The organism is Phytopseudomonas flavescens (assembly GCF_900100535.1).
Lineage (GTDB): Bacteria > Pseudomonadota > Gammaproteobacteria > Pseudomonadales > Pseudomonadaceae > Aquipseudomonas > Aquipseudomonas flavescens.
In genome coordinates this window covers 31,058-51,763 of record NZ_FNDG01000023.1, presented here as the reverse complement: position 1 = coordinate 51,763, position 20,706 = coordinate 31,058, and the positions used below count along the sequence as shown (strand labels likewise).

The 20,706-nt window shown below is 65.8% G+C and carries 16 protein-coding genes; 7 read left to right on the top strand and 9 right to left on the bottom strand.

Annotation, left to right across the window (positions count from 1 at the left end):
• Window positions 1–37 precede the first annotated feature (37 nt).
• The 7 genes from etfB to BLR94_RS22925 all read right to left on the bottom strand — a co-directional run bounded on the left by etfB (window position 38) and on the right by BLR94_RS22925 (window position 9,314).
• Window positions 38–811 (bottom strand): electron transfer flavoprotein subunit beta, encoded by a 774-nt coding sequence (gene etfB / locus BLR94_RS22955; RefSeq protein ID WP_084308232.1) that lies wholly within the window; start codon window positions 809–811, stop codon window positions 38–40.
• 92 nt (window positions 812–903) lie between these two features.
• On the bottom strand, window positions 904–2,133 hold the full coding sequence (gene etfA / locus BLR94_RS22950; RefSeq protein ID WP_084308231.1) for an electron transfer flavoprotein subunit alpha: 1,230 nt from the start codon (window positions 2,131–2,133) through the stop codon (window positions 904–906).
• Entirely contained in the window at window positions 2,134–4,092 is a 1,959-nt protein-coding gene (gene dgcB / locus BLR94_RS22945) for a dimethylglycine demethylation protein DgcB (protein ID WP_084308230.1), read from the bottom strand.
• 127 nt (window positions 4,093–4,219) lie between these two features.
• A complete protein-coding gene (dgcA, locus tag BLR94_RS22940; protein WP_084308229.1) occupies window positions 4,220–6,280 on the bottom strand; it encodes a dimethylglycine demethylation protein DgcA in 2,061 nt (686 codons plus the stop codon).
• An 84-nt stretch (window positions 6,281–6,364) separates the two neighbouring features.
• Complete coding sequence (locus BLR94_RS22935) at window positions 6,365–6,895, bottom strand: DUF5943 domain-containing protein (RefSeq protein WP_084308228.1); 531 nt, start codon at window positions 6,893–6,895, stop codon at window positions 6,365–6,367.
• A gap of 150 nt (window positions 6,896–7,045) precedes the next feature.
• Complete coding sequence (locus tag BLR94_RS22930; RefSeq protein ID WP_084308227.1) at window positions 7,046–8,023, bottom strand: dipeptidase; 978 nt, start codon at window positions 8,021–8,023, stop codon at window positions 7,046–7,048.
• Between the two features lie 331 nt (window positions 8,024–8,354).
• The gene (locus BLR94_RS22925) at window positions 8,355–9,314 is read right to left on the bottom strand and encodes a GlxA family transcriptional regulator (RefSeq protein ID WP_084308226.1); all 960 of its coding nucleotides are present in this window, start codon (window positions 9,312–9,314) and stop codon (window positions 8,355–8,357) included.
• Window positions 9,315–9,504: 190 nt separating this feature from the next.
• On the opposite strand from BLR94_RS22925, the gene choX reads away from it, so the two are divergent.
• From choX to BLR94_RS22905, 4 genes are all read left to right on the top strand, one after another.
• A complete protein-coding gene (choX, locus tag BLR94_RS22920; protein WP_084308225.1) occupies window positions 9,505–10,440 on the top strand; it encodes a choline ABC transporter substrate-binding protein in 936 nt (311 codons plus the stop codon).
• Between the two features lie 67 nt (window positions 10,441–10,507).
• Window positions 10,508–11,392: a 3-dehydrocarnitine:acetyl-CoA trimethylamine transferase CdhC gene (gene cdhC / locus BLR94_RS22915; protein ID WP_084308224.1), complete on the top strand. Its 885-nt coding sequence runs from the start codon at window positions 10,508–10,510 to the stop codon at window positions 11,390–11,392.
• A 21-nt stretch (window positions 11,393–11,413) separates the two neighbouring features.
• On the top strand, window positions 11,414–12,379 hold the full coding sequence (locus tag BLR94_RS22910) for an L-carnitine dehydrogenase (protein WP_084308223.1): 966 nt from the start codon (window positions 11,414–11,416) through the stop codon (window positions 12,377–12,379).
• 2 nt (window positions 12,380–12,381) lie between these two features.
• On the top strand, window positions 12,382–12,846 hold the full coding sequence (locus tag BLR94_RS22905; RefSeq protein WP_084308222.1) for a thioesterase family protein: 465 nt from the start codon (window positions 12,382–12,384) through the stop codon (window positions 12,844–12,846).
• A gap of 64 nt (window positions 12,847–12,910) precedes the next feature.
• Here the strand turns inward: BLR94_RS22905 and gbcA are convergent, their stop codons facing one another.
• On the bottom strand, window positions 12,911–14,203 hold the full coding sequence (gbcA, locus tag BLR94_RS22900) for a glycine-betaine demethylase subunit GbcA (RefSeq protein ID WP_084308221.1): 1,293 nt from the start codon (window positions 14,201–14,203) through the stop codon (window positions 12,911–12,913).
• Window positions 14,204–14,557: 354 nt separating this feature from the next.
• On the opposite strand from gbcA, the gene gbcB reads away from it, so the two are divergent.
• A complete protein-coding gene (gene gbcB, locus BLR94_RS22895) occupies window positions 14,558–15,658 on the top strand; it encodes a glycine-betaine demethylase subunit GbcB (RefSeq protein WP_084308220.1) in 1,101 nt (366 codons plus the stop codon).
• A 1,252-nt stretch (window positions 15,659–16,910) separates the two neighbouring features.
• Here the strand turns inward: gbcB and BLR94_RS22890 are convergent.
• Window positions 16,911–17,951, bottom strand: coding sequence for a threonine aldolase family protein (locus BLR94_RS22890; RefSeq protein WP_084308219.1), 1,041 nt, complete (start codon window positions 17,949–17,951; stop codon window positions 16,911–16,913).
• Window positions 17,952–18,298: 347 nt separating this feature from the next.
• Here BLR94_RS22890 and BLR94_RS22885 point away from each other — a divergent pair, with 347 nt between their 5' ends.
• Window positions 18,299–19,189, top strand: coding sequence for an NAD(P)-dependent oxidoreductase (locus BLR94_RS22885; protein WP_084308269.1), 891 nt, complete (start codon window positions 18,299–18,301; stop codon window positions 19,187–19,189).
• 2 nt (window positions 19,190–19,191) lie between these two features.
• Entirely contained in the window at window positions 19,192–20,706 is a 1,515-nt protein-coding gene (locus tag BLR94_RS22880; RefSeq protein ID WP_084308218.1) for an aldehyde dehydrogenase family protein, read from the top strand.

Sequence of the window (20,706 nt, the reverse complement as noted above, 5' to 3'; positions counted from 1 at the left end):
TCCTGTCCTCGTGGAGTGTGTGAAGATCGGCGCCCCGTCAGCGCAGAACGCCTTCGTCCAGCAACAACTTGAAGATAGCCTCTGCACCCTCCTGTGGCGAGACGCCGTTGAGCACCTGGCCACCGCCGCCCGACGCTTTCGCCGTGGCGGCCTTCATGCGCTCGGCGCCGGTCTTGGCCTTGATCACCTTCAGGCGCTTGGGCCGCGGACGGGCCGGCTGCCACTGGGCATCGGCGTAGAGCGGGTCGTCGACCAGCTCCACCGATTCGCGATCCAGGGTGCCGCGCCGCGCCGGGCCGAATGCGCTCTGGCGAGCAGCCGGTGCCGCACCGTCGACACTGGCGACGAACGGCAGGCGTACCTTGAGCCGGCGTCGCTGCCCGCGCGGCAATGCCTGCAGCACCTGAGCGATGCCGCCGTCGAGGCTTTCCACTGCCGCCAGGCCGACGATCAGTGGCCAGCCCAGGCGCTCGGCCAGCAGGTAGGGCAGCATCCCCGAGCCTTCGCCGGTTTCCGCCTGGCTGCCGGTCAATACCAACTGCGCCCGGGTGCGTTGCAGGTGATCGACCAGCGCCGGCAGGGCGTCGGCGCCGCGAGCCTGTTCGAGCACGGTGAGGCCGGGCAGGCCCATGCCCAGGTAGGCGCGCAGGGTTTCTTCCTGTGGGTCGCCTGCGTGCAGCACATCGAGTTTCTCGCCGACCAGGCTGAGGCCCAGCTCCACGGCGCGGGCATCCTCTTCGGCACGGCGTGGCCGGCCCGATGCCGGGTGCGTGCCGATGGAGACGAGGGTGACGACGTTGAGTTCAGTCATGCTGCGGCTCTCCTGTTAGAGCTATTTCGCGGGCATGGCCCGCTCCCACGAATTCACCTGCGTGGGAGCGGGCCATGCCCGTGACAGGCTGCTTATGCGGCATCGCGTCTGGCTCCCTGGCGGTGGGCCTCGACCCGCTCGATCAGCGCCTGGAGGATCGCCGCGGAGTCGCCGATCACCGCCATGTCCGCCCGTTTGATCATGTCGCAGCCGGGATCGAGGTTGATCGCCACCACCTTGTCGCAGGCGCCTATGCCCTGCAGGTGCTGGATGGCGCCGGAGATGCCGACTGCCAGGTACACCCGGGCCGTGACCCAGGTGCCGGTGGCGCCCACTTGTCGGCCGCGCGGCATATGGCCGTCGTCCACCGCCACGCGGGAGGCACCTTCGGTGGCGCCGAGGGCGAGGGCAGCGCGGTGGAACAAGCTCCAGTCCTTCACGCCATTGCCGCCGGAGAGGATGAACTCCGCTTCGGCCATGGGGATCTGCGCCGGGTCGACGGCCACCGCCCCGAGGTTCTCGATGCGCGGCAGGTTGTGAGCGACCGGGGCCGACAGCTCGACCCGCCGTGCTTCGTGGCGGCTTTCACTGAGCGGTTCGGCGCATTCCACGGCGGCCAGCAGCAGCCGTGGGGTTGTCTGCACGATATCCTCGCGCCCGGCCCCGGCGCGGCCGCTGCTTTGCCCGTCGCGGACCTGCCAGACGCGCGTAGCCGGGCGCTCGCCCAGGCTGGCAGCCAGGCGTCGGCCCAACTCGGCGCCTCCCTGGCGGCTGTCCGGCAGCAACCAGTGGCGGGGGGCGAACTGGCCTTCCACCGCACGCAGGGCGAGTACCCGTTGCTCCGGTGAGTAGCCTTGGTATTCATCGCCGTCGAGCATCAGCAGGCGGTCGACGCCCGCGGTGTCGAAGGCGTTTTCCCTGGCGTCGCCAAACACCACGGCAAGCACTGCGCCGTCCTTGCCGGCAAGCTGATGGGCGAGGCCGAGCAGGTCCTTGTCGTGGCTGCTCAGGCGGCCGCCGACCATGTCCGGCACCACGGCGATGACGAACGCTGGCTGCTCGACCACGTGCAGTGGCAACTGCACTTCCACGCTGGCGCTCTGGCGCTTGTTCGAGCCGCCCTGCTGCGTGCCGCTGCGGTCGATGCGCTTGAGCCCGGCCGGGCCGGTGAAGCCGGCGGCAGCGGCGTGCGGATTCTTGCGTACCAGGCCGTTGGGGCCCGCCCACTGGCTGTGCCGAGTCTGCAGGGCGGCGTGCAGCGGATGCAGTCGATTGCGCGCGATCCACTCGGCGCGCGGGTCACGGCGGATCAGGTCACTCATTCAGGCCACCTCCGCTACTACAGGCTGAGCAATGGGTTTCTTGTGTGGCTCGTCGCTTTCGATCAGCACCTCGGCCACCAGCTCGGCGATGTCCTTGATCTGCGGGCGCGGTTCGACCACGCCTTCGAGCATCACGGTGCATTGCGGGCAGCCGACGGCCACCAGTTCGGCACCGGTTTCCTTGATGTCTTGCATGCGCATGTCGGGTATCCGCTGCTTGCCGGGGATGTCGGTGATCGGCGCGCCGCCGCCACCGCCACAGCAGCGCGAGCGGAAACCGGAGCGGGCCATTTCCCTGACTTCGATGCCGATGGCCCTGAGCACCGTGCGCGGCGCTTCATATTCGCCGTTGTAACGGCCCAGGTAGCAGGGGTCGTGATAGGTCACGCTGCCGCCCTTGTGTTGACCGAGCGGCAGCAGGTCGCGCTGCATCAACGATTCGATGAAGGTGCTGTGGTGCATGACCTGATAATGGCCGCCCAGGGCAGCGTACTCGTTCTTCAGCACGTGAAAGCTGTGCGGGTCGCAGGAGACGATGGTCTTGAACTGGTACTTGGCCAGGGTGGCGATATTGCGTCTGGCCAGTTGCTGGAAGGTCGCCTCGTCGCCGAGACGGCGTGCCACGTCACCGCTGTCGCGCTCCTCCAGGCCGAGCACGGCGAAGTCTACCCCGGACGTCTTGAGGATCTTCACGAAGGCGCGCAGGGTGCGCTGGTTGCGCATGTCGAAGGCGCCGTCGCCGACCCAGAACAGCACGTCGGTGCGCTGTTTCTCGCTGAGCAGCGGCAGGTTCAGGTCGGCGGCCCAGTTCAGCCGTCCGCCCGGTGCGAAGCCGCCGGGGTTGTCGGTGGCGATGAGGTTTTCCAACACCTCGGCACCCTTGTTCGGGGTCGAGCCTTTCTCCAGGGTCAGGTGGCGGCGCATGTCGACGATGGCATCGACATGCTCGATCATCATCGGGCACTCCTCCACGCAGGCGCGGCAGGTGGTGCACGACCACAGGGTGTCGGCATCGACCAGCGCCTTGCCCTGCAGCGAGACGATTGGCTGATGCGGGCCGCCGCTGTGCTCACCGAGTGGTTTGCCTGGGTAGGGCGAGCCGGCGAACCTGGCGTCGCTGCCACCGGCCAGGCCGATGACCATGTCCTGAATCAGTTTCTTCGGGTTCAGTGGCTGGCCAGCCGCGAAGGCCGGGCACATGGCCTCGCACTTGCCACACTGCACGCAGGCGTCGAAGCCGAGTAGCTGGTTCCAGGTGAAGTCGGTGGGTTTTTCCACACCCAGCGGCGCCTTGGGATCGCTCAGGTCGAGTGCCTTGAGGCCGGTGGAGCGGCCACCGCCAAAGCGTTCGCTGCGGCGGTGCCAGGCCAGGTGCAGGGCGCCGGCGAAGGCGTGCTTCATCGGTCCGCCCCAGGTCATGCCGAAGAACAGTTCGCACACCCCCCAAGCCACGCCCACGGCCAGGAGCGCCGCAAGCACCCAGCCGCCGAAGTCGGCTGGAACAACACCCGCGACCGGCAGGGTGGCGATGAAGAAACTCGCGGAGAACATCAGCAGGCTTTTCGGCAAGCGCATCCACGGCCCTTTCGACAGCCGCGCCGGCGGGTTGCGTCTGCGCCTGGCGACGAACAGGGCGCCAACGAACATGCAGGCCGTCGCGGCCAGCAGGGCGAAGCCGAGGATGCGGTTGTGCAGGCCGAACCCATGCACGACGATCGCCAGCACGGCGGCCAGCACGAAGCCGCCCGCCGTCGCCACGTGGGTTTTCGACATGTAGGCGTCACGCTCGACCACATGGTGCAGATCGACCAGGTAGCGCCGCGGCATATTCAGCAGGCCACCGAGCCAGTCGACCTGGGCGGGCCGGCCACGGCGCCACATGAAGAAGCGTCTCGCGGCGCCGAGTACGGCCAGGCCGAGGGCGGCGAACAGCAGGATGGGGAGAAGGGTGTTCAGCATCGGTCTGTCCTCATCGGACGTAATGTCGTGGGAGCGGGCGGGGGCGCCTAGTCCATGCCCGCGAATGGCGCAACCTTGGCGCGAATCGATCGCGGGCATGGCCCGCTCCCACATGGCGTCGTTTAGATCAGAAGTCCTTGCACAACCGCAGCGCGTCATAGATCGCCGCATGGGTGTTGCGCTGGGCCACGCAGTCGCCGATGCGGAACAGCAGGTAACCCTCACCGGCCTGGCTCAGCGCGGGCTGTGGCTGGATGGCGAACAGCGCGTCGATGTCCATCTGGCCCTTGTTGCGCGAGCCTTCCTTCAGCGCGTAGTACAGGCCCTCGTCCGGGCGCACGCCGTTCTCGACCACCACCTGATCGACCACGCGCTCTTCCCTGGCGCCGGTGTACTCGTTCTCCAGCACGGCGATCTTCTTGTCGCCCTCGGCGTAGACCTTCTCCAGCATCATGTCGCCGGTCATGATCACTTCCTTGGGGTACATGCTGCGGTAGTAGGTCGGGAAACTGGTGCCGCCGATGGCCACGCCCGGCTTGATGTCGTCGGTGACGATCTCGACCTGGGCACCCTTGTCGGCGAGGAAGTCCGCCACCGACATGCCGGTGAATTCGCAGATGGTGTCGTACACCAGCACGTTCTTGCCCGGTGCCACCTTGCCGCTGAGAATGTCCCAGGCGCTGACCACCAGGCCTTCGGCCGCGCCCCAGTGCTCGACCTGTTCGAGGAACGGATGGCCGCCATTGGCGAGCACGACGATATCGGCACGCAGGTCGTTGATGGTGTCCACGTCGGCCGCGGTACCCAGGCGCAGGTCTATGCCCAGGCGTGCCAGCTCCAACTGATACCAGCGGGTGATGCCAGCGATCTGGTCACGTTGCGGGGCTTTCGAGGCCAGGGTGATCTGCCCGCCAAGCTGCTCCTGTTTCTCGAACAGGGTCACGTCATGACCGCGTTCGGCGGCCACGCGGGCGGCCTCCATCCCGGCCGGGCCGCCGCCGACGACGACCACTTTGCGTTTCGGCCCGGTGGATTTCGAGAGGATGTGCGGCAGGCCCATGTACTCGCGGCTGGTCGCGGCGTTCTGGATGCACAGCACGTCCAGGCCCTGGTACTGGCGGTCGATGCAGTAGTTGGCACCGACGCATTGCTTGATCTGGTCGATCTGGCCCATCTTGATCTTGGCGATCAGGTGCGGGTCGGCGATGTGCGCCCGGGTCATGCCGACCATGTCCACGTAGCCGCCTTCGAGAATGCGCGTGGCCTGGTTCGGGTCCTTGATGTTCTGCGCGTGCAGCACCGGCACCTTGACCACTTCCTTGATGCCGGCCGCCAGGTGCAGGAACGGCTCCGGCGGGTAGCTCATGTTGGGGATGACGTTGGCCAGGGTGTTGTGGGTATCGCAGCCCGAACCGACCACGCCGAGGAAGTCGAGCATGCCGGTGTCGGTGTAGTACTTGGCGATCTGCTTCATGTCGTCGTGGGACAGACCGTCCGGGTGGAACTCGTCGCCACAGATGCGCATGCCCACGCAGAAATCGTCGCCCACTTCGGCGCGCACGGCCTTGAGCACTTCAATGCCGAACTTCATTCGGCCTTCGAAGCTGCCGCCCCATTCGTCGGTGCGCTTGTTGACCCGTGGCGACCAGAACTGGTCGATCATGTGCTGGTGCACGGCGGACAGCTCGACGCCATCCAGGCCGCCTTCCTTGGCCCGGCGTGCGGCCTGGGCGTAGTTGCCGATCACCCGCCAGATCTCCTCCGGCTCGATGGTCTTGCAGGTGGCGCGGTGCACCGGCTCGCGGATGCCGGATGGCGACATCAGGGTCGGCCAGTGGCCGCCATCCCAGCGCGAGCGACGGCCCATGTGGGTAATCTGGATCATGATCTTGGCGCCATGCTTGTGCATGGCGTCGGCCAGGTTCTGGAAGTGCGGGATGATCCGGTCGGTCGCCAGGTTCACCGATGCCCACCAGTGCTGCGGGCTGTCGATGGCCACCACCGAGGAGCCGCCGCAGATGGCCAGGCCGATGCCGCCCTTGGCCTTCTCCTCGTAGTACTTCACATAGCGCTCGGTGGTCATGCCGCCGTCGGTGGCATACACCTCCGCGTGCGCGGTGGAGAGCACGCGGTTACGGATGGTCAGTTTGCCGATCTGGATCGGCTGGAACATTGCTTCGAAGGCCATGACCTTCTCCTCGGCGACTGCACAGCGTTCACGGTTGACGCGGGCAGAGGTACCTTTATCGGGTGGCGCCTCGTGCCCTGTTGGTTACAACGGGCGGGTGACGAACAGGCCATCGTCGTGGCCTTCTTCCGAGCCGCCATACTCCTGCACGGTAACGGTACGCAGGGCGCTGCCCCTGGCCGCCAGGATCTGGTCGAGGGCACCGGAAAACCAGCCGGTGAACATGTAGTCGACCTTGCGGCCGACCTTGCCGTACACGTACACGAAGGCCGAGTGCTTGAGCTTCACTTGCGCGTAGCCGGCATCGATATCCAGCGTCTGGATCTCGAACAGCCCCCAGCCGCGCTGCGACAGGCGTTTCATGTAGTGCCCGAACACCGCTGCGCCTTCGATGCTGTGGCACTCGGCTTCCTTCTCGCACCAGTGCCAGGCGGATGTGTAGCCAGCCTTGTAGAGAATCTCGGCGTACTTGTCGGCGCCGAGCACCTCCTCGATACCCCTGTGGTTGTTGACGAAGAAATGCCGCGGTACGTAAAGCATCGGCAGGGCGTCGGTGGTCCAGACGCCGGTTTCGTCGTCGACCTGGATGGGCATTTCGGGGGCGTGGGTGGCCATGTGGATAACTCCATAATCAAGTCGTTTGTAGGGTGGATGGCGCTTTATCCATCCACCAGAACGGTGAGTCACCGCGCTGTGGAGTGGTGGATGAAAAGAGCGTCAGCTACGCGCCCCGATCCACCCTACGGATTTGGCGGCGCGTCCGGCCTATTCGCCCCAGACGTCGGCGAGTACCCTCACCCAGTTCTCGCCCATGACCTTGCGCACGGTGCGCTCGCTCATGCCGCGCTTGAGGAGGGTTTCGGTGAGGTTGGGGAATTCGCCCACGGTGCGGATGCCCAGCGGGTTGACGATCTTGCCGAAGTTGGTCAGGCGGCGGGCGTAGCCCTTGTCGTGGGTCAGGTACTCGAAGAAGTCCTGGCCGTGGCCCTGGGTGAAATCGGTGCCGATGCCGATGGCGTCTTCGCCGACGATGTTCATCACGTACTCGATGGCTTCGGCGTAGTCGTCGATGGTCGAGTCGATGCCTTTGGCCAGGAAGGGCGCGAACATGGTCACGCCAACGAAGCCGCCGTGGTCGGCGATGAACTTCAGTTCGGCGTCGGATTTGTTGCGCGGGTGTTCTTTAAGGCCGGACGGCAGGCAGTGGGAGTAGGTGACCGGCTTGGTGGACTCGAGGATGACTTCCTCGCTGGTCTTGCTGCCGACGTGGGATAGGTCGCACATCACGCCGACGCGGTTCATCTCGGCGACGACCTCGCGGCCGAAGCCGGACAGCCCGCCGTCACGCTCGTAACAGCCGGTGCCGACCAGGTTCTGGGTGTTGTAGCACAGCTGCACGATGCCCACGCCGAGCTGCTTGAAGATCTCCACGTAGCCGATCTGGTCCTCGAACGCATGGGCATTCTGGAAGCCGAACAGGATGCCGGTCTTGCCCAGCTCCTTGGCGCGGCGGATGTCGGCGGTGCTGCGCACCTGCAGCACCAGGTCGCTGTTCTCGCGGATCAGTTTCTGGCTGGCGGCGATGGCATCGATGGTTTCCTGGAAGTCCTCCCAGACCGACACCGTGCAGTTGGCCATGGTCAGGCCGCCCTTGCGCATGTCTTCGAACAGTTCGCGGTTCCACTTGGCGATGATCAGACCGTCGATGACGATGCTGTCGGCGTGCAATTCGGCTGGGCTCATCAGGCTGCTCCCGTTGATTGGTGGCACCAGATTCGTTGCTGGCGCTTTGTGGGGAGCATATGCCTCGGCGCCTGGTCGACCGGGTGCAAAAGCGACCGGGGGATTGCCGAAAGCGTCAAGGCGAGGTCGCGATCGGATACGCCTCTTTTGGAAGACTTGTCCCAGAGCAGGGGATGATTGACAGGCAGCCACAAGGCGCTAGCGGACATTTGTAGGGTGGACGACGCTTCATCCGTCCACCGCTCTGCGATCGCGATGGTGGATGAAAAGAGCGTCATCCACCCTACGGCCGCTTTCGCCTTTTTGCAGCCCGTAGGATGCTTGCGCCTTTTCACGGTCGTAGGGTGGGCGGTGTCGCTTCGTGTCTGTCCTGGCGCGGGCTGACGGCGAAGCGGGTGCGGTAGCGGCGGGCGAAGTAGGAGGCCGACTCGAAGCCGCAGGCCAGCGCCACCTCCAGCACGCTGAGGTCGCTCTGGCGCAACAGCTGGCGTGCCTTGTCGAGCCGCAGGCCGAGGTAAAAGGTGATGGGCGTGGTGCTCAGGTGCTGACGGAACAGCCGCTCCAGTTGCCGGCTGGTGATGCCCACCGTGTCGGCCAACTGCCCGGGAGAACGAGGCTCCTCGGTGCAGCGCTCCATCTCGGCGATCACCAGGGCCAGCTTCTTGTCGTGAATGCCATAGCGGCTGCTGACCTGCATGCGCTGGTGATCCAGCCGCGTACGGATGCGGCCGAGCACGAACTGCTCGGATACCTGAATCGACAGCGGCTCGCCATGGTCGCGGCCGATCAGCCCGAGCATCAGGTCGAGGCTGCTGGTGCCGCCTGCACTGGTGATGCGCCGGCCGTCGATTTCGAACAGTTCCTGGGTCGGCTGCAACTGTGGATAACGTTCGCGAAAGGCATCCAGCGCTTCCCAGTGCAAGGTGAAGCGCTGCCGTGCGTCCAGCAGCCCGGCCTCGGCCAGCACGAAGCTGCCGGTGTCGATTCCGCCCAGCACCCGGCACCCCCGATCCGCTCGGCGCAGGCGGCTCGCCAACTGCGGGCTGAACGTCGCCAGCGGATCGAAACCGGCCACCACGAACAGGCTGGCGTCCGCCAACTCGTCATCCAGAGCGTCGTCGACATTCAGCGACATGCCGTTGCTGGCCGGTACGGCCTGGCCATCGTCGCTGAGCAGGCGCCAGCTGTAGTGTGCGTGAAAGCGATTGGCAACCCGCAACGGCTCGATGGCGGACATCAGCCCCATCATCGAAAACCCAGGCAGCAGGAAGAAGCAGAAGGGGGGCGACATGGCGGAATCCCCGCGTGTGGAGTCCGCATCTAACGGCAGGTGCGCCCAGCGATCAAGTCGGTAGGGTCTGGTTTTGTGTCGATATAGTGCGAATCGCTTACGAGGCAACTGCGTAGGGTGGGCTCATCGGAATCCGCGCTTTCCCGGTCACGGTACTAAAAAACAGATCAAACCGTTGAGGAGCCCTCTTATGAAAACGCTGACTGCGTTCGCAGCATGCTGCACCTTCACCTTGCTCAGTTCCCCCTTGCTGGCCGCCGACGAGGCGAGTTGCAAGACCGTTCGCCTCGGCGCCGTCGGCTGGACGGACGTGGTCGCCACCACCGCCGTGGCCAGCGAACTGCTGCAAGGCCTCGGTTATGAAACGACCCAGACCCAGGCCTCGCAGCAGATCATCTTCGCCGGCATCCAGAAGGGCCAGGTCGACGCCTTTCTCGGCTACTGGAAGCCGATCATGGACGACAACATCAAGCCCTTCCTCGATGCCGGTGCGGTGAAGGTGGCCGAGCAGCCCTCGTTGAACGATGCCGTGGCGGTGCTCGCCGTGCCCCGTTACGCCGCCGAGCAGGGCCTCAAGACCCTGGCCGATATCCCGCGCTTCAAGAGCCAGCTGGACGGCAAGATCTACGGTATCGAGGCCGGCTCCGGCGCCAATATGGCGATCCAGAAGATGATCGACCAGAACCGCTTCGGTCTGGGTGAGTTCACGCTGGTGGAGTCCAGCGAGGCCGGCATGCTCGCCGCCGTGGGCCGCGCGGTGCGCAGCGAGAAACCGGTGGTGTTCTTCGGCTGGAAGCCGCATCCGATGAACCTGCAGATGCCGATCACCTACCTGAGCGGTACCGAAGGGGTGTTCGGGCCCAACGACGGGGCTGCGACGGTTTCCACGGTGACGTCGCCGGACTACGCCCAGCGCTGCCCCAACGCCAATCGCCTGCTGACCAGCCTGCGCTTCACCAGCGCGCAGGAGGCCGAGCTGATGCAGCCGATCATGGACCGCCAGGCGCCAGACAAAGTGGCGCGTGAGTGGATTGCCGCCAACCCCGATGCCGTCGCCGGCTGGCTGGAAGGCGTCACCACCCGTGACGGCAAGCCTGCCGCCGAAGCCCTGAACGCCAACCGCTAATCCCATCCATCGTCGTTACCGTGCATGCGCGGTGACGGCGTTCGCCCCGAAGAAGAGGAGATCGAACATGAACAATGAAGTCATCATCACCTGTGCGGTCACCGGCGCTGGCGATACCGTCGGCCGTCATCCGGCCATTCCGGTCACCCCGAAGCAGATCGCCGCTGCTGCCATCGAGGCCGCCAAGGCCGGTGCCACCGTCGCCCACTGTCACGTACGCGATCCGCAGACCGGCAAGCCGAGCCGCGACGTGGCGTTGTACCGCGAGCTGGTCGAGCGCATCCGCGAGCGCGACACCGACGTGATCATCAACCTCACTGCCGGCATGGGGGGCGACCTGGAGATCGGCCGGGGCGAACAGCCGCTGGAATTTGGCGTCGGCACCGATCTGGTCGGCCCGCTGACCCGTCTGGCCCATATCGAGGAGCTGCTGCCGGAGATCTGCACCCTGGATTGCGGCACCCTGAATTTCGGCGACGGCGACTTCATCTACGTCTCCACCCCGGCGCAGCTGCGCGCTGGCGCCAAGCGCATCACCGAGCTGGGCGTGAAAGCCGAGCTGGAGATCTTCGACACCGGGCACCTGTGGTTCGCCAAGCAAATGATCAAGGAAGGTTTGCTGGACGACCCGCTGATCCAGCTGTGCCTGGGCATTCCCTGGGGCGCACCGGCGGATACCACGACCATGAAGGCCATGGTCGACAACCTGCCACCGGGGCTGACCTGGGCCGGCTTCGGCATTGGCCGCCTGCAGATGCCCATGCTCGCCCAGGCCATGCTGCTGGGCGGCAACGTGCGCGTCGGCCTGGAAGACAACATCTGGCTGGACAAGGGCGTGCCGGCCAGCAACGGCTCGCTGGTCGAGCGTGCGGCCGAGATCATCGAACGTCTTGGCGGGCGGGTGCTGAGCCCGGCCGAAGGGCGCGAAAAGATGAACCTCAAACCCCGTTGAACCGGCGATCTGGAGCCTGATATGTCTTATCTCACCGCTATCAACACCTTCGCTGCCCTCGGTACCGGGGTGATCGGCGCTGGCTGGGTCGCCCGTGCCCTGGCTCACGGCCTCGACGTGCATGCCTGGGACCCGGCGCCCGGCGCCGAAGCGGCCCTGCGCACGCGCATCGCCAACGCTTGGCCGGCCCTGCACAAACAGGGGCTGGCGCCAGGAGCAGCGATGGATCGACTGCGCTTTTTCGATGACCTCGATGCCTGTGTGGCCGATGCCGACTTCATCCAGGAGAGCGCGCCCGAACGCCTCGCGCTCAAGCTCGAACTGCACGCCCGGATCAGCGCCGCAGCGCGCCCCGATGTGATCATCGGCTCCAGCACCTCGGGCCTGCTGCCCAGCGATTTCTATGCCGGGGCGCGTCACCCGCAGCGCTGCGTGGTCGGCCATCCTTTCAACCCGGTGTACCTGTTGCCGCTGGTGGAGGTGGTCGGTGGCCAGCGCACCGCGCCTGAGGCCGTGCAGGCCGCCATGGGCATCTACAGCGCACTGGGCATGCGCCCGCTGCACGTGCGCAAGGAAGTGCCGGGTTTCATCGCCGACCGCCTGCTTGAGGCGCTGTGGCGCGAGGCGCTGCACCTGGTCAACGACGGCGTGGCCACCACCGGTGAGATCGACGACGCGATCCGCTTCGGGGCCGGGCTGCGCTGGTCGTTCATGGGCACCTTCCTGACCTACACCCTGGCGGGCGGCGACGCCGGCATGCGCCACTTCATGGCCCAGTTCGGGCCGGCGCTGAAGCTGCCCTGGAGCTACCTGCAGGCCCCCGAGCTGACCGAAGCGCTGATCGACGAGGTGGTCGCCGGCACGGGTGTGCAGCAGGGCCAGCGCAGCCTCGCCGAGCTGGAGCGCTACCGCGACGACTGCCTGCTGGCGGTACTCGATGCCGTGCGCCAGACCAAGGCGCGCCACGGCTTCACCTTCGAGGAATGAGCATGCTGCCCGTCACTTACCGAACCGCGGTGCAGGCCGACTGGGTCGACTATAACGGCCACCTGCGCGATGCCTACTACTTGCTGATCTGCAGCTTTGCCACCGATGGGCTGATGGAGCTCCTCGGTCTCGACGAGGCGGGCAGGGCGCGTACCGCGCATACGCTCTACACGCTGGAGTGCCACCTCAATTTCCTCGCCGAGGTGAAACTCGGCGTGGAGGTGCAGGTACGCAGCCAATGGCTCGGCCATGATCGCAAGCGCCTGCATATCCACCACCTCGTCGAGCGCTGCGATGACGGGCAGGTAGTCGCCGAAAGCGAGCAGATGCTGATCAACATCGACACGGCGACCGGGCGCTCGGCGCCGTTCGATGGGCAGGTCGCAGAGCGGATAAACCGCCTGGCCGAGTCGCAACAGGCGGCGCCGCGTTCGGCCTATGTCGGACGGGGGATTGGGCTACTTTGATTTGGAGCGTGCAAAACAAAGCCCCGCCAGCATCACGTTGGCGGGGCTTTTTGTCCGCAGCCGCTTACTGCGCTTTCACATCCCGCAGATAAGGCGCCGGCGCGGCACCCAGGTTGTTGAGCATGCGCCCGCTGTACCAGTCGATGAAGTTGACCACGCCGAATTCGTAGGTCTTCGAGTAGGGGCCGGGCTGGTAGGCGCTGGAGTTGATGCCGCGCTGGTTCTCTTCGGCCAGGCGGCGGTCCTGATCGTTGGTGGCGTCCCAGACCTGGCGCAGGCGTGCCACGTCGTAGTCGACGCCTTCGACAGCATCCTTGTGCACCAGCCACTTGGTGGTGACCAGGGTTTCCTGGGCGCTGATCGGCCACACGGTGAAGACGATCATGTGGTCGCCCATGCAGTGGTTCCACGAGTGCGGCAGGTGGAGGATGCGCATCGAGCCCAGGTCCGGGTTCTGGATGCGCCCCATCAGCTTCTGGCTGCCCTGCTTGCCGTCCATGGTCATGGACACCGTGCCTTTGAGCAGGGGCATGCGCACGATGCGGTTGCGCAGGCCGAAACCGGCATGCAGGTAGGGGATTTTCTCGGCTTCCCATTTGGCCGCGGATTCGGCGACGTGATCCTTGAACGCCTGGCTGGCACGCGGGTCGTTGGTGTCGTCCCATTCCAGCAGGGTGTTGAGCAGTTCCGGGTGCGAGCCGTTGCAGTGGTAGCACTCGCGGTTGTTCTCCAGCACCAGCTTCCAGTTGGCCGCCTCCCTGATGGTGGTCTGCACCGCCACCTTGGTGTTCTCCATGTCGTAGGGTTCCATGTAGTGCGCCAGGGTGGCGAGGAACTCGTCGATGGCCGGCGGGTTCTCGGCCAGGGAAATGAAGATGTAGCCGCCCGCGGTCTTGCAGTTCACCGGCTTGAGGCTGTAGTCCTTGAGGTCGAAGTCGGCGCCCATCTCGGTGCCGGCGAACAGCAGGCGGCCATCGAGTTCGTAGGTCCACTGATGGTAGGGGCAGACCAGCTTGGCCACCTTGCCCTTGTCGCTGGTGCACAACCGCGAGCCGCGGTGCCGGCAGACGTTATGGAAGGCGTGCACGCTGCCCTCGGCGCCACGGATGACGATGATCGGGTTGTTGCCGATCTGCAGGGTCAGGTAATTGCCCTTGGTAGGGATCTCGCAGGTCATGCCGGCGATCAGCCATTCCTTGTGGAAGATCTCCTGCATGTCGAGCTGGAACAGACGCTCGTCATTGTAGAACGGCTGCGGCAGTGAAAAGGTGCGCTCGCGGTTCTGCAGCATGTCGGCGGTCGCTGCGCGTGCCGCATCCAGGGGGTCGCCCAGGCTCAGTGTGGAGATGACGGTCATCGGATAACTCCTCGGGGCGAGCGCGCTGCGCCGGCCGTGAAAGTGGCTATTGCGGTGGTACGCAAGGTGGCGCGTCGCACCCCTGAGCGCCTGCCGAGTGGCGTTCTACGGAGGAGTTGCGGGTACGCTCTTATCCTGTTCGGCTGGAAGCGAGTGTGGAGCTGGGCGCCGAGCGATCCTTATCCATGGGCGACATGGTCGAATCAGTTCCCGACTCGGTAGGCCAGTGTTCACGGGGCAGGTCGCCGTTAGCATGCCGATGTCGCTGGCAGGTAAATGACGGGCAGGTGCGTTGCGCACAATCGCCGCGAAGACAGGGCCGGTGAGCGGCCTGCGTGCGCGAGAGCAATCACCATGTCGAACGACTTTCTCTACCCCGTCACCACCCAGACCTGGAGCAACGGCCGCCACCTGGTGCGTTGCGTCAAGGTCATTCAGGAAACCTGGGACGTCCGCACCTTCTGCTTCATGGCCGACCAGCCGGTGCTGTTCTTCTTCAAGCCCGGACAGTTCGTCACCCTGGAGCTGGAGATCGACGGCCAGCCGGTGATGCGCTCCTACACCATCTCCAGCTCACCCTCGGTGCCCTACAGCTTCTCCATCACCATCAAGCGGGTGCCGGGTGGCAAGGTCTCCAACTGGCTGCACGATAACCTCTCCGAAGGCCAGGAACTGGCGGTGCACGGCCCGGTCGGGCTGTTCAATGCCATCGACTTCCCGGCGGACAAGGTGCTGTTTCTCAGCGGCGGCGTGGGTATCACCCCGGTGATGTCGATGGCCCGCTGGTTCTACGACACCAACGGCAACGTCGACATGGTCTTCGTGCACAGCGCGCGCTCGCCCAAGGACATCATCTACCACCGCGAGCTGGAACACATGGCGGCGCGGATCAACAACTTCAGCCTGCACGTGATCTGCGAGAAGCATGGCCTGGGCGAGGCCTGGTCGGGCTACCGCGGCTACCTCAACGAGCCCATGTTGCAACTGATGGCGCCGGACTACCTGCAACGGGAGATCTTCTGCTGCGGGCCGACGCCCTACATGGCGGCGGTCAAGCGGCTGCTCGAGGCCAAGGGCTTCGATATGAGCCGCTACCACGAGGAGGCCTTCGGCCCGGTACCGGCGGACGTGCGCGAGGAGGTCAAGGAACTGGCCGAGCAGGCCGCCGATGCGCCGGACGTGCCGGCTGCCGATCTCAATCAGGTGGCATTCACCAGTACCGGCAAGAGCATTCAGGTCGGTCCCGGCGAAACCGTGCACGCGGCGGCGGCGAAGCTCGGGCTGCATATCCCCAAGGCATGCGGGATGGGGATTTGCGGAACCTGCAAGGTACTGAAGACGGCGGGCGATGTGGATATGGAGCACAACGGCGGGATCACCGACGAGGACGTGGCCGAGGGATACATCCTGTCCTGCTGCAGCGTGCCACGTAACGACGTGAGCATCGAGTATTGATCGGTCGTTGATCGAAAATTGTGCAGCCTCCTGCGGGGCAGGTGATACGGGGGCTGCAGCCTGTGCCGAACAGCTTGTCCACAGCCGTGCGCACAGCAATTGTGGGCAAGCCTGGCGGTTGGCCAGGTGCCGTTCGAGCTGATCGCCCATGCAGCGCCTCGCAGCCCGCCGTTGCGGGTATCGACAGCCGCTGATGGCCGTCAAGGCCCTCCGGCAAGCAGGTTATCCACAGTACTGTGCACAGGCATTCCTATGGCATCGGGCAGGGGCTTGCCAGCGCAGCCTGTTGGCCGGAAACTTACCCGGTCCAAATTGCCGGTTTTTTGAACAATGCCCGGCAGGCACCGTGGATAGCGGCTTGCGTCGCAATGATGACAGGTTGTTCACAGCTTGATCCACGGACTCTGGGGACATCCGTTCACCGGGTTGTCCCGCCCTGGCGGCCGGCGACCGGGGGCGGCCGCCCGTCATCCGAGGCAGGGAGCGCTGGTCGAAAAGTGATCATCCCCGTGCGGGCCTCGTGGTTACCGGCCTGCAGCCGGTGCTGAACACCTTATGCACAGGTAAGCGCACAGCTTCTGTGTGTAGATAACTCAGCAAACCATTGAGACAGAACGTTTTTCACTCGAATCGCCAGGGCCCTTGCCTGGCAAGGGCCCTGGCGGTTTGCCTACAGCTTATCCACGTCATCGTCCACGGATTGCGGGGACAAGTATCCACAGCAGGAGAGCTGCGCTGGCGGAGGGCTGTGGATGAACAATCCGCCCCGGGTGCTGGACAAAAAATGATCGCCTCGCCACAAGGCCCGTGGCCGCTGGGGCCTGGGCACCTATGCACAGCTTATGTAATGGCTGTTGCACAGCGAGTGTGCGTAACCATGGATATAAGCTGCTGAAATAGAACGTTTTTTGTACGAAATGCGCGAGCCGGCGGAGGGCCTGGCCTGCAGCCGCTTGCCGACAGCTTACCCACAGGAGCGTCCACCTGTTCTGGGGATGGTGCCGTGGCTTATCCCCACAGGCTTGAATGCCGCCTGCCCGGGATCGCAGCGAATGCGTCGGCAAACGCCCGCCGATTTTCGCGCGGACGCCAACCGTTGGCGTTATCCACAGCACGCCTGGTGAAGCGGTCACCGGGGGTGACGAAGCGGCGAGGCGAGGTTGGCGGGATCGGGTGATCCTGGTGTCATCCGGGCGGTGCCCAGGGGCTGTTGACGTTTCACGCACGGCTCGCGCTGAAACGTCTACAGACCCTAGCCGGCCATGACCTCGCGAATCGCCGTTGCCAACTGGCGCACACGGGCTTCTTCGGTGTCCCAGGAGCACATGAAGCGTGCCCCACCGGCACCGATGAAGGTGTAGAAGCGCCAGCCGCGGGCGGCCAGGGCGGCGAGGGCGGGCTCGGACATCTGCAGGAACACGCCATTGGCCTGCACCGGGAACATCAGGCTGACACCGGGAATGTCCTGCACCAGCCTGGCGAGCAACTGGGCGCAGTGGTTGGCGTGGTTGGCGTAGCGCAGCCAGGCGTCGTTCTGCAGGATGCCGACCCAGGGCGCCGACAGGTAGCGCATCTTCGAGGCCAGTTGCCCGGCCTGCTTGCAGCGGTAGTCGAAGTCTTCCGCCAGGTCGCGGTTGAAGAACAGGATCGCCTCGCCGACCGCCATGCCGTTCTTGGTGCCGCCGAAGCAGAGCACGTCGACCCCCGCCTTCCAGGTCAGCTCGGCCGGCGTGCTGCCGAGAAAGGCACAGGCGTTGGAGAAGCGCGCGCCATCCATGTGCAGGTTGAGGCCGAGTTCTTCACAGGTCTGGCTGATCGCCTGGATTTCCTCGGCACGGTAGACGGTACCGACCTCGGTGGCCTGGGTCAGGGTGACCACCCGCGGTTTCGGGTAGTGGATATCCTTGCGCTTGAGGGCGATTTCGCGAATCGATGCAGGTGTCAGCTTGCCTGCCTCGGTAGCGGCGGTGAGCAACTTGGAGCCGTTGGAGAAGAATTCCGGCGCACCGCATTCGTCGGTCTCGACGTGGGCGGTCTCCGAGCAGATCACGCTGTGGTAGCTCTGGCACAGGGCAGACAGCGCGAGGGAGTTGGCGGCGGTGCCGTTGAAGGCGAAGAACACGTCGCAGTCGGTTTCGAACAGGCGGCGGAAGTGGTCGGCGGCGCGGGCCGTCCACTGGTCGTCGCCGTAGGCGCGCTGGTGGCCCAGGTTGGCCTCTGCCATGGCCTCCCAGGCCTCGGGGCAGATGCCCGAGTAGTTGTCACTGGCGAATTGCTGGGACGTCTCGGGCATGGCGGCTCTCCGTCGAATCATCTGCTCCGCTCGTCGTGGTCACGCTGCCGACCCTCGAGGGCGGGGGCTCGAAGGGGCACGACCGGCGGTCGCTGAGCGATTGTCGGTTAGCGATTGGCGTCATTCAAGTTGCCCGTGGCATCGGCCGGCCCCGTCGGCCGGCCGGTCACTGCCGCCGATCGCCGCCTGGCGCGGGTGCGGGGCAAGGCGGTGGAGGCTGTCTTCTGTTGCTATTTTCGCAACGTTAAACATCGGGGACCTTATTGGAGGTGATGCCTCAGCTGCGCATACTCGATCCAGGCTCGCTGGCGCGCGAGCCGCACCGACAATCGATCGAGGAACGCGACATGAAACTGCACGTCGGAGTCATCGGGCTCGGCAATATGGGTGGCAACATGGCCATCACCCTGGCCGCGAAAGGGCTGTCGGTGCTCGGCCTGGATCCGTCCGCTGCCGCTCGCGAGCGGGCCAGCGCCAGCGGCGTGGGCATCGCCACCGACCTGACGGACCTGGCGCGGCGCAGTGACGTCATCGTGCTGTCGCTGCCCAAGGCCGAGCACGTCGAGGCGGTCTGCTTCGGCGCCGATGGCCTGGTCGCCGCCGTTCGTCCCGGCACGGTCATCGTCGACACCACCACCTCGACGCCGGCCACCAGCCAGGCGGTTGCGGCCGCATTCGTCGCGGCCGGGGCGCAGTTTCTCGATGCGCCGGTATCCGGTGGCCCGGCAGGCGCGGCGGCGGGCACCATGACCATGGTCATCGGCGGCGAGGCCGAAGCGCTCGCCAGCGCCCTGCCGGTGCTCGAGGCGATGAGCGCGACCCGCGTGCACGTCGGCGGGGTGGGCGCGGGCAATATCGCCAAGATCGCCAACAACCTGCTGGCGGCCGCACACCTGATCACCACTGCCGAGGCGGTGACCCTGGCTGCCAGGGCCGGGGTCGCCCCGGAAAAGCTGATAGAAGGCATCAACGCCGGCTCCGGGCGCAGCGCGGCGAGCCAGGGCATGTTCCCGACCTGGGTGCTGAACAAGGCCTATGACTCCGGTTTCAGCATGGGCCTGATGCGCAAGGACGTCGGCCTGGCCCACGACCTGATCGCCCAGCTCGGCCTCGACCTGCCGCTGGCAGCGGCGACTGCCAGGGCCTGGGCCGAGAGCGCGGCGACGTTGGCGGACGGTGAGGATTTCTGCTGTATCGCACGGCGTACCAGCGAGCAGCTTTTCGGTAAGGGGCAATGAAAATGAACGAGCCGATTCTGACGCTGTTGCAACCCTTCTGGGGGGATCGCCAGCAGGTCGCCAGCTATGTGGCCGGTCGCTTCGTCGACGGTCAGGGCGAACGCATCGAGGTACGTAATGCCCACGATGACAGCCTCGCCTATGCCTACCCGGATGCCGATGCCCGCGTGGTGGCCCTGGCGGACGCCGCGGCGAAACGTGCGCGCGGCGAATGGGCGGCGCTGACCGCGCAGGCCCGCGGGCGCATCATCCAGCGTATCGGCGCGCTGGTCCGCGAGGCGGCCGAGCCGCTGGCGGTCATCGAGTCGGCGACGTCGAACAAGCCGATCCGCGATGCCCGGGTCGAGGTGATCAAGGTCGCCGAGATGTTCGAGTACTACGCGGGCTGGGCGGACAAGCTGCACGGCGAGGTGATCCCGGTGCCGACCAGCCACCTCAACTATGTCACCTACGAGCCGCTGGGCACCGTGCTGCAGATTACCCCGTGGAATGCGCCGATCTTCACCGCCGGCTGGCAGATCGCGCCGGCCATCACCGCCGGCAATGCGGTGATCCTCAAGCCCTCCGAGCTGACCCCGCTGACCTCGCTGCTGCTCGGCGTGCTGGTCGAGCGTGCCGGTGCGCCGCAAGGCCTGGTCAGCGTGCTGGCCGGCCAGGGCCATACGGTCGGCCAGCAGGTCATCGCCGAGGCGGACATCCGCAAGGTGGTGTTCGTCGGCTCGCCGACGACCGGGCGACACATCGCCACGGCGGCGGCGCAGCGCTGCATTCCAGTGGTCCTGGAGCTGGGCGGCAAGTCGGCCAATATCGTGTTCGCCGATGCCGACCTGGACCTGGCGGTGAAGGGCGCCCAGGCGGCGATCTTCTCCGGGGCCGGACAAAGCTGCGTATCGGGTTCGCGCCTGCTGGTGCAGGCCTCGATCTACGAGCGCTTCGTCCAGGCCGTGGCGCGTGCCGCCAGCCAGTTCAGGGTCGGCGACCCCGCCGATGACGAGACCCAGATCGGCCCGATCCACAATCGCAAGCAGTACGCCCATGTCCGGCGCATGCTGGAGACGGCGCTTGGCGAAGGCGCCCGGCATGTCGACAACGGTGTCGAGCCGCTGCCGGCGACCCCGGGCTACTACGTCAACCCGACCGTACTGGCCGGCCATAACGGCCTGGCCTGTGCCCAGGAGGAAATCTTCGGCCCGGTGGTGGTGGCGATCCCCTTCGAGGACGAAGCGGACGCCATCCGCCTCGCCAACGACAGCCGCTTCGGCCTCGCCGGTGCGGTATGGACCCGTGACGTCGGCCGTGCCCACCGGGTGGCCCGCGCGGTGCGCGCGGGCACCTTCTGGGTCAACGGCTACAAAACCATTCACGTCAGTTCGCCCTTCGGGGGCTACGGCGACAGCGGCTACGGCCGTTCGTCAGGCCTGGACGCCCTGCGCGAGTACAGCGAAGTGAAGAGCGTCTGGGTCGAGACCGCGGCCCAGCCGGCTGCCGGATTCGGTTACGGCGCGAGCCTGGAGTGA